1 protein-coding gene and 1 pseudogene are annotated in these 1906 nt (G+C 76.7%); both read right to left on the bottom strand.

Annotated features, from left to right (window positions below; genetic code table 11):
• Nucleotides 1–219 (bottom strand): annotated as a pseudogene (locus ACWD3D_RS36525) (hypothetical protein); the annotation flags it as partial.
• 266 nt (nucleotides 220–485) lie between these two features.
• Entirely contained in the window at nucleotides 486–1742 is a 1257-nt protein-coding gene (locus ACWD3D_RS36520) for a hypothetical protein (RefSeq protein WP_451464952.1), read from the bottom strand.
• Nucleotides 1743–1906: the final 164 nt, after the last annotated feature.

Below are 1906 nucleotides of genomic sequence, written 5' to 3'. Positions count from 1 at the left end.
CAGTGCGACCGTCTCCCCGGCCCCGATCGTCAGGTCGATGCCGTCCACCGCGCGCACGGTCCGGACCGAACGCCCGTCCGTCCGGAAGGACTTCGACACCCCGGTGAACCTCACCGCCGGAGTGTCCGTACCGTCCCCGCTCTTCCGGGCCCCCGCCGAGATCCCGGCGGCCGGCCACACCGCGGCCGGCCCCCCGCCCGCACTTCCCGTTGTCGTCATGGAGGCGACGGTACGGGTGGTGCCGGGCCGTGCGGCAGAACCGTGCGTACGGCTTCCGGCAGGACAAATGTCACGGGTACCGGGAACGCGGCGGGGGCCGCCCCGGCCGTGCGGCCCGGACGCCCTCGCCCTCGGTGCTTTCCGGAGCCCCACGCGCCGGGCCCGCCGCGTGTCCGCGCCCGACGGACTCGTCCGCATCGTGCAGGTCCGGGCGCCAGGCACCCGGGCGGAACGACCGCACGGGCCCCGGCCGGTCCAAGGCCGTGTCAGCCGGACGCCGGACCGCCGCGCAGGGGTGCCCGCCCCAGCGGGACGGGCCCGCAGCCCACGGGGGACGATCCGGTGACGGACGGTCGCGTTCCGGTCGTGTCCGGCGACTCCTCCGCCGGTCCGGGGTCGCACCGCACCCCGCCGTACGTCCCCGGCCGGACGTCCTCCGGAGCCTCCAGCCGCGCCAGCCCGCAAGGTGCGTCGGGGCGCGCGTAGGGCAGGCTCAGTACGCCGTCGCGGCTCCAGGAACCCGCACCGGCCTGCCAGCCCGCCGGTGCGGCGAACTGGTGGAGACGGCGGCCCGTCGGACGCCAGACGCCGAGCCAGCTGCCTGCCGTCCCGTCGATCCGCAGCGCCACCGCGCAGCTCTCCGGCATCAGCATCTGCCCCGGCTGCACCGCGAACGGCGTGACGGTCACGTCCGCCGGGCACAGGCAGTCCGGGAATCGCACCGGCAGCGCGCTGCCCAGTACGCCCCAGCCGATCCGGTCCCGGCCGGGTGCGTCGGAGCGGAGCAGGAAGAGCCCGCTGTCCGGTTCGGCGATCAGGAGCCGGTCGTTGCTCCCGGGCGCGATCTGGAGGAGTGGAGTCACCTCGCCGCCGCGTTCGAGGTCGACGGCGACCGTCCTCACGGGTCCGCCGCCGGGCGGCCTGCGATCGAGGGCCAGCACCCTGCCCGTACGGTCCAGCCAGACTCCGCCGGAGCAGAGCCCCGGCACATCGGCCACGTGTTCGGGCCCGAAGGTGCCGCCCGCCACCCGCCAGACGGAGGTGGTGAAGATGCCGGGCGCCAAGGCGTAGACACTCGCCCCGTCCGGGGCCGGTGCGATCAGCGTCATCCGCTCGCACTCCACGGTTCCGAGCGACAGCTCGCCGGTTCCGGGGCCGGTCGGGTAGAGCAGCGAGAACGCGTGCCGGTCCGCCACCCGCCGCCGGATCAGCACCCGCCCGTCCGTGAGCGGCACCACCTGCGAGTCGGGTTCCTCCGGCTGGTCGAGCGGGAGCGGCACGATGTACGGTTCCGGCCCGTCGAGCGTCCACCGCTCGGGGTACCAGCCCCGGCCGAGCGCCTCGCTGCCACCCAGCGTGAGCCGCGCCGCGTACGCGCCGTCCGCCGAGAGGGTCAGCGCGCCCGCCGCGTGCGGGTCCCGGAGACCCGCCGGCGCGGGGGCGTGGGCGGGCGGGGGCGGGATGCGGCGGGGAAGGGGGGCGGCCTCGACGGAGGGCGCCGGGCGCCGGGTGGCCGCCGACATCCCGGCCGCGTTCGGGTGGACGGTGCCCACGGCGGCGGGTGCGAGAGCCGGTGCGGGTGCGGGCGGGGCCGACCCCGACGACGTGCGGGTCGACCTGATCGAGTCCGATCTGCGCGCGGAAGCGGGTGCCGAGGGCTGCGAGGTACTGCTCGCCCGGGACGAGC

This window comes from Streptomyces sp. NPDC002690, from assembly GCF_053592415.1.
This window is presented reverse-complemented; position numbering and strand designations above follow the sequence as displayed.